The organism is Halobacillus sp. ABD4_316, assembly GCF_056161385.1.
The window spans coordinates 205626-218468 of the sequence record NZ_JBSWZA010000002.1 but is presented as its reverse complement, the minus strand read 5'-3'; the positions used below and the strand labels follow the sequence as shown (position 1 = coordinate 218468).

At 49.1% G+C, this 12843-nt stretch carries 12 protein-coding genes; 5 read left to right on the top strand and 7 right to left on the bottom strand.

All coding sequences use genetic code 11. The annotated features are described in order from the left end of the window. Positions 1–43 precede the first annotated feature (43 nt). The 5 genes from ACXAJH_RS08225 to ACXAJH_RS08205 all read right to left on the bottom strand — a co-directional run bounded on the left by ACXAJH_RS08225 (position 44) and on the right by ACXAJH_RS08205 (position 6215). Positions 44–1459, bottom strand: a complete 1416-nt coding sequence (locus ACXAJH_RS08225; protein ID WP_474970737.1) for an NAD(P)H-binding protein — start codon at positions 1457–1459, stop codon at positions 44–46. 386 nt (positions 1460–1845) lie between these two features. Further along, complete coding sequence (locus ACXAJH_RS08220; protein ID WP_474970736.1) at positions 1846–3153, bottom strand: PucR family transcriptional regulator; 1308 nt, start codon at positions 3151–3153, stop codon at positions 1846–1848. 127 nt (positions 3154–3280) lie between these two features. Further along, positions 3281–4828, bottom strand: coding sequence for an L-glutamate gamma-semialdehyde dehydrogenase (pruA, locus tag ACXAJH_RS08215; RefSeq protein WP_474970735.1), 1548 nt, complete (start codon positions 4826–4828; stop codon positions 3281–3283). 30 nt (positions 4829–4858) lie between these two features. Then, positions 4859–5776 carry a proline dehydrogenase family protein gene (locus ACXAJH_RS08210; protein ID WP_474970734.1) on the bottom strand — a complete coding sequence of 306 codons (918 nt, stop codon included), beginning with the start codon at positions 5774–5776 and terminating at the stop codon, positions 4859–4861. Between the two features lie 253 nt (positions 5777–6029). Then, a complete protein-coding gene (locus tag ACXAJH_RS08205; RefSeq protein WP_027956040.1) occupies positions 6030–6215 on the bottom strand; it encodes a YjzC family protein in 186 nt (61 codons plus the stop codon). Between the two features lie 151 nt (positions 6216–6366). Here ACXAJH_RS08205 and ACXAJH_RS08200 point away from each other — a divergent pair, with 151 nt between their 5' ends. After that, positions 6367–6975, top strand: a complete 609-nt coding sequence (locus ACXAJH_RS08200) for an SDR family NAD(P)-dependent oxidoreductase (protein WP_474972285.1) — start codon at positions 6367–6369, stop codon at positions 6973–6975. A gap of 81 nt (positions 6976–7056) precedes the next feature. On the opposite strand, the gene ACXAJH_RS08195 is transcribed toward ACXAJH_RS08200, so the two are convergent. After that, the gene (locus tag ACXAJH_RS08195) at positions 7057–7494 is read right to left on the bottom strand and encodes a universal stress protein (protein WP_474970001.1); all 438 of its coding nucleotides are present in this window, start codon (positions 7492–7494) and stop codon (positions 7057–7059) included. A gap of 136 nt (positions 7495–7630) precedes the next feature. On the opposite strand from ACXAJH_RS08195, the gene ACXAJH_RS08190 reads away from it, so the two are divergent. The 4 genes from ACXAJH_RS08190 (at position 7631) to ACXAJH_RS08175 (ending at position 11345) form a co-directional block, all read left to right on the top strand. Further along, positions 7631–8329, top strand: coding sequence for a bacteriorhodopsin (locus tag ACXAJH_RS08190; protein ID WP_474970733.1), 699 nt, complete (start codon positions 7631–7633; stop codon positions 8327–8329). 144 nt (positions 8330–8473) lie between these two features. Continuing rightward, on the top strand, positions 8474–9517 hold the full coding sequence (gene desA, locus ACXAJH_RS08185; protein ID WP_474970732.1) for a Delta(5) desaturase DesA: 1044 nt from the start codon (positions 8474–8476) through the stop codon (positions 9515–9517). An 86-nt stretch (positions 9518–9603) separates the two neighbouring features. Next, complete coding sequence (locus ACXAJH_RS08180; RefSeq protein ID WP_474970731.1) at positions 9604–10740, top strand: ATP-binding protein; 1137 nt, start codon at positions 9604–9606, stop codon at positions 10738–10740. Beyond that, positions 10737–11345 (top strand): response regulator transcription factor, encoded by a 609-nt coding sequence (locus ACXAJH_RS08175; RefSeq protein WP_474970005.1) that lies wholly within the window; start codon positions 10737–10739, stop codon positions 11343–11345. The genes ACXAJH_RS08180 and ACXAJH_RS08175 overlap by 4 nt, the downstream gene beginning before the upstream one ends. A gap of 102 nt (positions 11346–11447) precedes the next feature. Here the strand turns inward: ACXAJH_RS08175 and ACXAJH_RS08170 are convergent, their stop codons facing one another. Further along, positions 11448–12704 (bottom strand): MFS transporter, encoded by a 1257-nt coding sequence (locus ACXAJH_RS08170; RefSeq protein ID WP_474993601.1) that lies wholly within the window; start codon positions 12702–12704, stop codon positions 11448–11450. Between the last annotated feature and the right edge of the window lie 139 nt (positions 12705–12843).

The following is a 12843-nucleotide window of genomic DNA, read 5'->3' as shown; positions in this document are numbered from 1 at the left end:
AGCTTAAGTGTTACACGCTTAGTTTGGGAAAAGCGGGCATCGCTTATGCATGGTGAAGAACGGTGGAACTTCCCCATTTCTCCAAATGCTTCCTGAATAAGGCCATCACCACAAGGTGTGCTTTCGCCTGGGTGTATTTATAGAAAAACCAGGGCAGCGAAGGCATGTAGTCGTGAATTGCTACAATGGCTTCCTGACGGCCGGGGATTTTCCTGAATTCCAGGCGGCCGCGCACATTTTTTCCGCTGTCGGCGAGCATACCTCCGGAAATGTAATAAAGAGCACGGTCCCCGGTACTTCTGTCTTTGGCATAATCGAAGGATAAAAGCGGAGACTGTTTAAAGACGACCCCGATTTTACAGCAGTTGTCTTCATCCACTTCCGTTTTCACCCACGGATTGAGTGTGTTTTCCAGCCATTTCACATAGTAACGTCCAACCCAGTCTGCATCATATCCTTCTGGAATCGGAATACGCTGGACAGACCGGACATCCTGCTGCATCGGTTGAAACATCGGAAGGGCTCTCTTTCCATCTTTGTTCTCTTCTTCCTTTGCAAGAGCTTCCCTGGCCGCCTCTTCAAAAGAAATGCGGCCTTCACTTAACCCTTCCACTTTATTTTCCTCTTGTGTGACCATAGGATGGGTCAAGCTTTCAATCAGGGGATAGACCATTTCCTTCGGCGAGCCCGTGACAAGACGCACCCACAATTTGGAGAGTTCAACGGTTAAAAAAGGAACGTTAATGGTGAGCGGCTTTCTACCCATCACAGCAGCCGTCCGTTTCATCATCGTCTCGTAGGTCATGACATCCGGACCGCCCACGTCTACCGGACGTCCTTTCACCTCTTCATTTCCAATGCTGCTGTCCAGGGCATGCAGCACATCCGGAAGGGCGATCGGCTGGGTCTTCGTCCGGGTCCATTTTGGCAGAATCATAAACGGCAGCCGTTTAACCAGCTTTTTCAGAATCGGGAAGGAAGATCCTTTCGGCCCCACAATCAGCCCGGCCCGGATCGTGGTCACGGGTACTCCGTAGGCTCCAAGAATTTCTTCCACTTCCAGTCGGCTCTTCAAGTGTCGGGACAGCTTTTTTTCCTGCTCCGGGATGATACCGCTCAAATAGATGATTTGGCGGACCCCTTGTTTCTTTGCAGCCTGGGCAAAGTTATCAGCTAAAATGACATCCATATCTTCAAACTTTCCCTGGGTCAGCTTCGCAGAAGGCAGCATGGAATGAACGAGGTAGACCGCGATGTCCGCCCCCTCCAGGCCTTTTTCAGCATCCACCATGGAGTAAAGGTCACAGGAACGCCATGTTACCTGCTCCTCATCTTCTTTTTGGTCACCACTTCTGGAAAGGGCAATGATGTCGGCGTGCTTTCTCAACTTTTCCATCAAGTTCTGTCCTATATATCCACTCGCGCCTGCAAGCGCAATGACCGGTCTTTGTTCTGCCATGCTCGTCACGTCCTTTCAGGTATAATGTACGTGTACCCCGTCTGTCATCACTCTTAACCCTTCAAGAACGTATATAAAAAAGGTGAACCACCCACACAGGCGGTCCCCCCTTCTCACATTGTCCAGATTCGCATCCAATTTTCCCACTTTGGAAAGAGCATCCACTTTTATCTTCCCTGAATGAAATAGCACACCGGTACTGTAGAGACACCTTTCCGCCCCCCCTCGTGTTACGTGGAGCGTTCGCTGGTGACGCCTGCGGGAACAGCGCGAGCCGAAGATCCACTGGATCAAGTGTTCTTCTTGATCCAGTTAGCTGAGGCCGTGCCCGCGGCAAGCATCCACCGATAAGCGGAGCGTACCCATCACTCTTATGTGCAGATCGGTCACGACCTTAGTGCTGACTGGTAACGTTTGTAGTAGTGTTCGACGTTATTCAGGAGCAGGAGTTCAGTATAAAGGTACGCCTTCATGTTGAAGTCCTGGAAATCGATGGTCGTCATTTCCTGGATCTGTTTAATCCGGTAATTGAGTGTATTGGGGTGGATAAACAACTCGCCGGCGGTCTGCTTTCCTTTCCCATTGTTAGCAAGATAGGTTTCCAATGTGAGCAGAAGTTCCGTCTGTTTATCCATATCATTTTTCATCAAGGCCAGCAGATCTTCACTGTAATAATCCTCGGAACTGTTTTTTTCATAAAGGGCGGCCAGGTATCTGTACAGGCCGAGTGTCGCGAATTCCCGCGGCATCGTTTCCGGGCGCGGGTTAATGAAGTTGGCCGTTTCAATGACCTCGAGCGCCTCCAAAAAACTTTTCCTCATCAAGGACAGTGTTGTATATTCCTTGCCGACGCCAATCAGGAAATGATAAAACGCTTCTTCCCCTGTTTCTTTTTTGACTTCCTCAATAAAATCCCTCGCTGTCGTTCTTGATGAAAAGCGGTCGGACGCCCTTCCCTCCACGAGCAGAATAAGCTGGAATTCTGTTTTCAGCACATACATCGGACGCGTGATCCGGAAGCGGTGCACCGTTTGTAGAAGATCATCAAGCATGCTCTTATATTGAGGTGCGGTGACCGAAAAAACGACGACGGAAAAACGTTCGGCCAGATTCAGTTTGGCGAGGGCGGCTTCGTGACGGAACTGGCTTTCACTGCCGTACTCATGCTGCAGCAGCTGCCACAATAGCTCCTCTTTCCGTCCTTCCTTAGCATTGTCTCTCATGAACTGATCATAAATGAGTCTGCCTATATGATTGGTGATGTCTTCAAGGAACTGAAAGTCCGCGTCATCCAGCAGCAGACCGGCCTCCTGCACCCAGACATACCCCATCGTATGATTCAGGTGCCTGGCTGCCACGACGACACGCTGCTGGAAGCCAAGCTCTTCCATCGGATGGACACGGATCGGGTCCGGCTGCATTTCCAGGCGCTGGACGATGCCCTCTTTTTTCAACCGGTCAATAATGAAGATCGGGCATTTTTTGGATAGAATGGTTTTCTGCTGAGTTTGATCGAAATCATCATGAGTGGAGCTGTAGGCGATCAATTCAAAGTTTTTGTTTTCAATAATCACAGGCTTACCGAGTCTGGAGCTCAGCAGCTCCGTCGCTTTATGGATATCTTCTGCCTGCAGAATCCTATCTTTAACTTCCATGGGAATCCTAACCTTTCTAAGTAGGCTGAATGTCTTCATTCGTTACCCTCCATTATATCGGTTGTCACTGGAAAGAAAAAGAAAATGGTCAAAGGGGCGGGAAAAAGAGCCGACTTCCTTCAAATAAAAAAGGCTCCCCTGAACGGAGAGCCTTTATGAGCATGGTTTAAAACATCTCGGAAATGGTTTTCGCCTGCATGTGAAGGGCAATATAATCAGGCCCGCCGGCTTTAGAATCTGTACCGGACATCTTGAAGCCGCCGAACGGCTGGTAACCGACAATGGCACCTGTGCAGTTACGGTTGAAATAAAGATTTCCGACGTGAAAATCGTATTTCGCTTTTTCAAGGTGGTCGCGGTTATCGGAAATGACAGCACCTGTGAGGCCATATTCGGTGTTGTTGGCAATATCAATCGCTTCATCAAAGTCTTTCGCTTTTGTAAAGCAGACGACAGGTCCGAAGATTTCCTCCTGCTGCATGCGGGAATTTGGATCAAGATCGGCAAAGATGGTCGGGTTGATGAAGTACCCTTTGGAATCGTCTCCTTTGCCGCCGGTGACAAGGCGACCTTCCTCCTTGCCGATTTCCATATAGCTCATGATCTTGTCATAAGCTCCCTGATCGACGACAGGCCCCATGTAGACATTCTCTTCAGAAGCGTTGCCGACCGTTAGTTTTTCAGTGGCTGCTTTGACTTTCTCCAGTACTTCGTCATACACATCTTCGTGAACGACGGCACGGGAGCCGGACGAGCATTTCTGTCCGGAAAAGCCGAACGCCGAAACGACGATGGCATCGACAGCTGTATCAATGTCTGCCTCTTTGTCAACGACAACCGTATCCTTACCGCCCATTTCAGCAATCACCTGTTTCAAGTGATTCTGGCCTGGCTGGCGTACGGAAGCCCGTTCCATGATACGCAGACCGACATCGCGGGAGCCCGTAAAGGAAATCAATGCGGTTTTCGGATGATCGACGAGATAGTCGCCGACTTCGCCGCCGCTTCCCGGCACAAAGTTCAGGACGCCTTTCGGCAGACCGGATTCCTCCAGGACCTCTACAAACTTAGCAGCGATGACGGCACTGTTACTGGCCGGTTTCATAACCACCGTGTTTCCGGCAACGAGCGGAGCGACGGTTGTACCAGCCATGATGGCGAGAGCCAGGTTCCAAGGAGGGATGACGACCGCTACTCCAATCGGCTGGTAGACATAGCGGTTTTCCTCTCCCGGGCGGCTTTCTATTGCTTTTCCTTCTTTCAGTTCAATCATCTGACGGCCGTAATACTCAAGAAAATCGATCGCTTCAGCTGTATCTGCATCGGCTTCCTTCCAAGGCTTACCAACTTCATAAACGAGATAGGAAGAGAACTCGTGCTTACGGCGGCGGATTTTGGAAGCAGCGCGGAATAGAATTTCTGCACGTGCCCTTGGATCCCATTTTCTCCAGTCTTCAAAAGCGTCGGACGCAGACTGTACCGCTTTTTCCGCCAGCTCCTGATTCGCTTTTGAAATCGTACCCACAACCTGCTTCGTGTTCGCCGGGTTGGTGGACGTAATCGTATCATCGGTCCGGACACGCTCTCCGTTAATCAGAAGGTCATGGTGCTGCCCCAGCTGCTCCTTGACCTGCTTCAATGCATCTTCAAAGGCTTTCTTGTGCTCCTGCTGTTCAAAATCCGTGAATGGTTCGTGTTTGTAAGGCTGTACCATAATAATATTCCCCTTTCTGATTGTGTGGTTTTATTTAGAGAAAATCCCTTTAACGGCAAAGGCAATGTTGGCCGGACGCTCGGCTAAGCGCCGCATGAAATATCCGTACCAGTCCTCACCATAGGGAAGATACACGCGTACTTTATATCCTTCTTCCACCAGATCCTTCTGCATTTGGTTTCTCATGCCGTACAGCATTTGAAACTCAAACTGTTCACGTGGGATGTTGTGCTCTTCTGCGAGAGCCTTTGTATACTCCACAATCCGGTCATCATGACTGGCCACAGCCGTGTAATGTCCGTTCAGAAGGTTTTTCTTGATCAGGTGCTTCAAATTATCATCCACCAGCTTTTTCTCGGAAAAGGCGACTTTCGGTGATTCTTTATAGGCCCCTTTTACAAGACGAAGATAAGGATCGCAGTCATTCAGGGCATCCAGATCTTCATCAGAACGGTATAAGTAAGATTGAACGACCGTGCCGAGATTTGGATACTTCTCCTTCAATTCTCTATAAATATCAAGTGTCTCCCCGCATCTGGAGGAGTCCTCCATATCGATGGTGACCGTAATATCGTGCTTCTCCGCTTCCTTCAAGATCAGGGACAGATTCTCGATAACGAGGTCCCGGCTGATATCAAGCCCGAGGGAAGTAAGCTTCAGTGAAACTTCCGATCGGAGTCCTCCGGAAGCAATCTGCTGGATGGTCCGGATACACTCCCCGGCGCGGTCTCTCGACTCGTCTTCACAATCAACAAATTCCCCTAAATGGTCTACAGTGACCTCGAGCCCGTCATGGTTTAACTGCTGTATAATTGGAATTGCGTGGGAGAACGTCTCTCCCCCCACGATCTTGTCAGCCCCGAACTTAGCGCCAAAACGCTTTGCAAAGCGATCTAACAGCTTGTTGTTGGAGAGGTATAAGAAAAAATTCTTGCTGATGGCTTCCAAGAACACCACACCCTTTCATCATTCTCCTATCGATTACCATGCGGGCCGTTTAGGTGGAATGTCGTATTTTAATTGTTAAGAAAATTGTAACGAATAACGCTTACATTATACAACGTGCACCAACCACAAAGATAAGCACGGTAATTTAGTGTTTAAACACAACGGATGGCTTTTTACACTCCATATATTATATTGATAAAATAAATAAGACCCACCGGATGAATCATTCCGGGGGTCTTATTCACTTTTCATGCTACGCTTTTTTCCAATAGGCCGCTTCCTTGTTGGAGCGGATCGGCGGGAACTGATCCCCGTTTTCCAGTTCAATATGTTTTTCATCTTCGGTTACGTCGTTCTCACTACCCCCATCAACTAACCCATCAAATTGATATGTTCCTTTTTCAGGTGCTTTTTCGCCAGTCTTAAAACGGTCTGCCATCTTAAAAAACTCCTTTCAAAAAGTTGGTTGTTGTTGTGTACACATCCTTTATATATCACAGAAATTCCCATGATAAACATTTTTCTCATATAAAAAAGTGTAAAAGTCTTACAAATTATAGAGGACCCTCTCCCAACCCGCCCGGAGTTGGATTGGTTTACATGGACACAGGCCGGATACTACCGGCGATGTCACAGACACCTCCGATATCAAACGGGTGGTCGAGACCATCTACAATGACTTCGGACAAATCGATATTCTTGTAAACAATGCAGGAACAGCCGCGTTCAAAGATATCAACAATCTGACCGAAGAGGATTGGGACACAGTGATGAACACGAATGCCAAATCCATCTTCTTCATGACTCAGGCCGCTGCCCCTTATATGAAAGAACAGGCATACGGACGCATTATCAACACAGCGTCTGTTGCCGGTGAAGTGAGCCTGTCCTTCAGCTCTGTGTACGGCACAAGTAAGGCAGCAGCCATCCACCAGACGAAGCAGCTCGCCCTTGAGCTTGCGCCTTACAACATTACGGTGAACGCCATCAGCCCATGGTTCTTCAAAACGGATTTGAACGAAGAGGCACTTGCCGATGACAGCTTCCGTTCTGCCATTGAAGATCGTTCTCCAATGAAACGTCTCGGACAGCTGGAAGAGCTTCAGTCCTCCATTCTGTACCTCGCTTCTTCAGGTTCCAGCTATGTATCCGGCCAGAATATATTCATCGACGGCGGGATGACGTCCTACGGTTTATAAGAAGAAGCGGAAAATAGAACTCATAGAAACAAAAAGACTCTCCTCTGTGTATGCAGAGGAGAGTCTTTTTTCATCCATTTGTTATTTCATGACAAGGACCGGACACGAGGCCTGTTGGACGACTTTGCTGCTCACACTTCCGAGCAGCATTTTTTTCATGTTTCCGAGACCGCGGCTTCCGATAATAATGAGGTCCATGTCGTGCTTATTGGCATAGGCAACAATCTGGACGGCCGCGTTTTCTTTCACAGGGCTGACTACAACTTCTGTAATGACATCGATGTTGTGAGATTTGAATTCCTGTTTGAGCTCTTCCATTTCCGATTGAAACCGGTCGGCCATTTCCCGGCCAAGACTTTTGGATACGGCAGCGTTTGTAGCCGGCCCTGTTGGTGTGACGACAGCAAGCAGGTGAATCTCGCGCTGTGGAGCTTCCACCGCCTGAAGATTCGCCTCGGCCACAGCTCTTTTACTCATTTCACTTCCATCATAGGCAACAAGAATGCGTTTTGTAGTCATAGAAAAACCCTCCCGATCAAGATGGTATTCACACTTCTATCATACCACGTTGTAAGCGCTCGCTTAAGAGGATAGGTCTATTTTCTATCCGTTATGACCAAAATGATGGAAGAAACGTAACAAGGAGCTGAAATTAATGAGCCGCTTTGATATTGTTATGCACTATTCCTATTCAGCCATCATGTTTATTGGAGCTGTCACCTTTTTTATATGGAGCCAAAAGCCACGCGGAGTTTCCAAGGGAGAATACATCATTGCGATGATCATTCCTCTTTGGTCAGGAACCGCCTACTTATCCATCGCCCTCGGTCAGGGGGTTTTACTGGAGCCGGATCAAACCATTTACTTTGCCCGCTACCTGGACTGGGTGGTCACGACCCCTCTCCTGCTGCTGGCGCTTGCATTGACAGCGATGTTTTACGAGCCGAAAAAAGATAAGGCCCTGATCGGCGGTCTGATTACAGCCGATGTGTTTATGATCTTAACCGGACTGATCGCTGATTTTTCGAACGATACGCTGAAATACGTCTGGTACGGACTTGGAATAGCCGCCCTTTTCATTGTTTTGTATATCATCTGGTATCCCCTGCGGAAGATGGCTGCCAAGAGCGGGGATGGTCTGAAACGTCATTATGGGCGGATGGCCGCCTACTTGACGTCTTTCTGGGTGCTCTATCCGACGGCGTGGGTTCTCGGCCCTTCAGGTGTAGGGGCATTTGAAGAAGTCATGGAGATTACAGCATTCATCGTGCTACCAATCCTCTCCAAGCTTGGGTTTACGCTGCTTGATTTAAGAGGGCTCCGCAGGTTGAGAACCCCCGGCGTGGACGCCTGACGACCTGTTCCACGTGAAACACATCCAGAAACAGGGAAACACCCATGACAAGTGTCATATAAAAGTGCTGACGTTTATGTCTTCTGATACGTCTCCTTTTCCCCTATTGTTAGAATTACGAATTACTACGAAGGAGTCGTTACGATGGATAAGGAGAAAGAAAAAGAGCTGAAGAAAAGCGTCGCCCGCTTTGCAGAACCAGATCGAAACGCCGGCATCCGCCAGCTGATCAATACACTCGTTCCATTTCTAATCATATGGGCCGCAGCCTATCTAAGCATGGCTGTCTCCCCTTGGCTCGCCGGCGGACTCGGTGTGCTTGCCGGAGGTTTTGTCGTCCGTCTGTTTATCATTTTTCACGACTGTACCCACCAGTCCTTTTTCAAAAATAAAAAGGCCAACCGCGTGATCGGGACGATTACAGGGATCCTGACGCTGTTCCCTTTCGATAAGTGGAAGCGGAGCCACTCCATCCACCACGCGACAAGCGGCAACCTCGATAAGCGTGGAACAGGTGATATCTGGGTCATGACCGTAGATGAATATGTACAAGCGTCCTTCAAAGAACGCCTCATCTACCGTCTGTACCGAAACCCTGTCATCATGTTTGGTCTGGGACCGATTTATTTGTTCCTCGTGTCCAACCGTTTCAACCGCAAGGGCGCAAAGCGAAAAGAGCGTGTGAACACCCACGTGACAACGGCTGCTGCCGCATTGATATACGGAATGATCATCTGGATGGCCGGATGGGAAGCCTTCCTGATTGTACAGCTGCCGATCCTTTATATATCCGGTGCACTGGGCATCTGGTTGTTTTACGTCCAGCACCAGTTTGAAGATTCCTATTTTGAAGAGGAATCCGAGTGGAATTTCGTAAAAGCAGCTGTTGATGGAAGCTCTTATTATAAACTTCCGAAAGTCCTGCAGTGGATTTCCGGCAACATCGGCTTTCACCATGTGCACCACTTGAGCCCGAGGGTTCCCAACTATGCACTGGAAAAAGCACATGATGCAACACCGCCGCTCCAGTATGCAACAACAATCACGCTGAAAACGAGTCTTGAGTCCATCAAATTCCGGCTCTATGACACCGAGAACAAAACGTTCCGGACGTTCAGGGAAGTCCAGCCGCTCTTGAAGAAGAAAGCAAGTGCAGCGGTTTCCAGCCGCGTGCAGAATGAAAGTTGATTCAAAGCCCATTCGTTGAGAATGGGCTTTTTCCTTCATGACAGCCGCCCGAATTTCCCATATGCTAGACACAGGAGGTAGCGTTCATGCAGAAGTGGTATCATATTATCCCAAAAAACACAGGACTCAGCATATACGTCTGGATCATCTTTTGTATCCTGCCGTTTTTCTTTATCTTCCGGGCATCTTCCATTTACGAAATTTTGACCGGACTTCTTCTCGTCTTCATTTTCTTTCTGGCCTATCGGTTTTCATTCGTATCGGACAGCCGTCTCGTTTATCTGTGGGTCAGCGTTGAGATGGCGATCAGTCTTGGAATGACCTTGTTGTTCGGCTACATTTACTTTTCCTTGTTCCTGGCTTTTTTCATCGGGAACATCCGTCACTTCGGAGGGTTTCTTTCTTTATATATTGTTCACCTGACTCTTACACTTGCAACGATCGCCTACACTTTCGTGCAGCAGCTGGATTCGATTTTTCCGAACCTTCCATTTATCATCATTACCGTCATCGGGGTGATCCTGCTGCCTTTCACTGTCCGTTACCGCAACCAGCAGCAGGATCTTGAAAATAAGCTGGAGGACGCCAACCAGCGGATTTCCCAGCTTATGGTGATTGAAGAGCGGGAACGAATTGCCCGTGACCTCCACGACACACTCGGGCAGAAACTGTCCATGATCGGATTGAAAAGTGACCTCGCCGCCAAGCTGATGACGGCCAAGCCGGACAAAGCGCAGAAAGAAGTGGAGGATATCCAGCAAACCGCCCGCAACGCTCTCAAGGAGGTCCGGGAGATGGTTTCCAACATGCGGGGAATGAAATTGAAAGATGAACTGATCCGGGTGCAGCAGATCATCGAAGCTGCGGAAATGAAGTTCACCTATGAAGGCAACCTCGGGAATACTTCCATCCCTGCCTTAACGGAAAATGTTCTCAGCATGTGCCTGAAGGAAGCCGCCACCAATATCGTCAAACACAGCCGGGCCACCCATTGTCACGTCCAGATTGCAGCCTCTGCCATGGAGTTGACGGTCACCATCGAAGATGACGGCATCGGCCTTCCGGAAACGATGGACCCGTTCCAGGGCCACGGCCTGCAGGGAATGCGGGAACGACTGGAGTTTGTAAATGGACGGCTTGATTTGGAAAGTGACCAGGGAACGAAACTGACCCTGCACATTCCCACAGTCATTCAGCAAGGGAAAAAGGAGGAACTCTTATGATTCAAATTGTCATTGCCGAGGATCAGCGCATGCTGCTCGGTGCACTCGGGGCGCTGCTTGATTTAGAAGAGGACATGGAAGTCGTCGGCCAGGCTTCCAACGGTGAAGAAGCCTGCAGCCTCGTCCGCCGTCTGAAACCGGATATCTGCATCATGGATATTGAGATGCCGGTCAAAGATGGGCTGGATGCCGCGGAAGAGTTGTATGAAGAGCCCTGCAAAGTGATCATCCTGACGACTTTTGCCCGTCCCGGTTATTTTGACCGTGCCAGAAGAGCAGGCGTCAGCGGCTATTTGTTGAAAGACAGTCCAAGTGAAGACCTGGCAACAGCCATACGTAAAATTACAGCCGGACAGCGCATCTTCGACCCTGAGCTCGTCGACCTTGCCTTCGCCGATCAAAACCCGCTCACAGAACGGGAGCGGGAAGTGATGCAGCTGATGGCGGACGGCCGAAATACGAAGGACATATCTAAAGCTTTGTTCATTACCCCCGGAACCGTCCGGAACTATGTATCTGTCATTCTGGAGAAGCTGGAGGTTTCCAACCGGATTGAAGCGATTTCCATATTCAAGGAGAAAGGCTGGTACAAAGGACAGCGCTGACGACGAGAACCGGCGTCACCAGTGTCTGTATACAGATATATGTAAAAAAGAGGGTGGTCTTCTGCATACCGGAGGATTCCCCTTTTTTTAATAGAGAGAACTTCAGTCCAGTTCGCGAAGCTCCCTGAAGCGCACATAGATAAAGAGGACATACAGCGTAACAAGTACAGAGCCCCCGGCCATGATTTGATGGATCGGCACTCCTGCCGCCAGTATAAGAGAGGTCACCCCGTAGCTCACTGGAACGAGACCCATCGATGCAAGCGAGACAAGACCCATCACCCTGCCCATCATTTTTTCTTCAATGAAACTTTGAAGCACAGAGATGACCGGGATGTTGCAGATAGAGAGACAACATCCGAAGACGACGAGGCACCCAAGGCTTAACCATACCCCTTCTGTGAAGCTCAAAGCGAAAAAAGAGGCTCCGGCAGCCATGAGGGCGGTGAGGCTCGTTTTTCCTCTTCTTCTTTTCAAATTAAGGATACCGATGACTACAGATCCGAGCAGCATTCCCACTGCCAGACCTGCCTCAAGAAAGCTGAAGTCAAGGGCCGTGCCATTCAGACGCTGCTTCACAAAGAGAGGCAGCCCCATCGTCATCGGCCCGACCATGAACAGATTCAATAAAATGCTCATTCCGATAATCAAGGAAAGCACACGCGAGTTTTTGACGTAGCGCACGCCTGCCTTGAAAGAGTCCCAGAACGCTTCCTCCTTCTCTCCGGCTTTCTTCTCTTCCTCCACCTTCATAAGAAAAATAAACAGACTTCCGGTAAACAGCATCCCAGCGGTGACCGTGAATACGAGCGCATAACTGCCAAAGGAAACGAGAATGCCTGCCACCATAGGCGCTAGAATGAACGACGTCTGGTTCGTCATTTGAATCACTGAATTTCCACGGGTCAATTGATCCCTGGAAATGATTGACGGTAGAACCGCCCCCTCTGCTGCCCAGAAGAACGCATCTAAAATACCAAAAGCAAACGCAAAGCCGACGAATGTCCAAAGACTGATGTCCCCGAAGAAATACCAGCAGACGAGTCCTGTTAACAGCACCCCCCGCGTGAAATCGGACAGGAACATCAGTTTCGTCCGGCTGAACCGGTCGGCGATCGTTCCACTGACAATCATGAAGACCAGCCGCGGAATACTTGCTGCCACGTACAGCACACCGAGCGAAGCTTCCAAACGAAGCTCATGGACGACATACCAGCTTTGAGTAAATAAAAAGAACGAAATACCGAAACTGGACAACAAGGCCGCTCCCCATAACAGGAGAAAATTTCTATTTCGAAAAATGGAACGCTGTTCTGCCAACGGTGTATCTTTAGAAACGGTAATGGATGAACCGGACATGACTATCCCCACCTTTTTTGTAAGTTCCTTTAAGTGTAAGGAATATCCATGTCCTTCTCGATGTGCCCGGGATGGATTCTTCCTCCGCCTGCAGACGGATTTTATAAAAGGCTCTGTTATTGCTCGGTGTTGTTATTTA

Excerpts from the sequence above, each read along its gene's own strand:
- ACXAJH_RS08225 (WP_474970737.1), bottom strand. The coding sequence starts at position 1,459 with ATGGCAGAACAAAGACCGGTCATTGCGCTTGCAGGCGCGAGTGGATAT.
- ACXAJH_RS08220 (WP_474970736.1), bottom strand. The coding sequence starts at position 3,153 with ATGAAGACATTCAGCCTACTTAGAAAGGTTAGGATTCCCATGGAAGTT.
- pruA (WP_474970735.1), bottom strand. The coding sequence starts at position 4,828 with ATGGTACAGCCTTACAAACACGAACCATTCACGGATTTTGAACAGCAG.
- ACXAJH_RS08205 (WP_027956040.1), bottom strand. The coding sequence starts at position 6,215 with ATGGCAGACCGTTTTAAGACTGGCGAAAAAGCACCTGAAAAAGGAACA.
- ACXAJH_RS08195 (WP_474970001.1), bottom strand. The coding sequence starts at position 7,494 with ATGACTACAAAACGCATTCTTGTTGCCTATGATGGAAGTGAAATGAGT.
- ACXAJH_RS08190 (WP_474970733.1), top strand. The coding sequence starts at position 7,631 with ATGAGCCGCTTTGATATTGTTATGCACTATTCCTATTCAGCCATCATG.
- desA (WP_474970732.1), top strand. The coding sequence starts at position 8,474 with ATGGATAAGGAGAAAGAAAAAGAGCTGAAGAAAAGCGTCGCCCGCTTT.
- ACXAJH_RS08180 (WP_474970731.1), top strand. The coding sequence starts at position 9,604 with ATGCAGAAGTGGTATCATATTATCCCAAAAAACACAGGACTCAGCATA.
- ACXAJH_RS08175 (WP_474970005.1), top strand. The coding sequence starts at position 10,737 with ATGATTCAAATTGTCATTGCCGAGGATCAGCGCATGCTGCTCGGTGCA.
- ACXAJH_RS08170 (WP_474993601.1), bottom strand. The coding sequence starts at position 12,704 with ATGTCCGGTTCATCCATTACCGTTTCTAAAGATACACCGTTGGCAGAA.